We start from the raw sequence: 507 nt of genomic DNA on the forward strand, positions 1-507 counted from the left end.
ATCGTTGACCGAGCCGTGGAATAAGAAGATCGGGCGGCCGAAGTCGTGTGGATTGCACCGGGCGGTGGAGATCGCGTGCATGTATCTGCGTCATAACGGGACGCAGGAGTTTCTTGGCGATATGTGGGATATCTCGCAGCCGACGATATCGAGGATCGTCACGGTTCTGGTGCCGATAATCAAGGCGGTGCTGGAGGAGTTCGTGCCAACTGCGGAGGAGGCCATCGAGATGGTAAAGGGCAGGGTGTGCCTGGTCGATGGCACCATCGCGCCGTGCTGGTCCTACGCTGAGCACAAGGAGCTGTGGAGCCGGAAACACGGCACCACCGGCTTCAACGCGCAACTGGTCGGCCTGCTAGACGGGATGCCGATCTACATTTCGGACCCACTCCCCGGAAAAACGCACGACAAGAAGGCGTTCGACGAGACACCCATTGCTGAGGTCGTCCGAAACTCCGGCGGCGGCATCGGCGACAAAGGCTACCAAGGCACCAGCCTGGTCACCCC

General features: G+C 60.6%; 1 protein-coding gene. It reads left to right on the forward strand.

The features are described from left to right. A partial coding sequence (locus tag D5S19_RS04485; protein ID WP_199730344.1) for a helix-turn-helix domain-containing protein occupies positions 1 to 507 on the forward strand: 507 nt, incomplete at both ends.

The sequence above is a fragment of the Amycolatopsis panacis genome, assembly GCF_003600245.1.
In the GTDB taxonomy this organism is placed as follows: domain Bacteria; phylum Actinomycetota; class Actinomycetes; order Mycobacteriales; family Pseudonocardiaceae; genus Amycolatopsis; species Amycolatopsis sulphurea.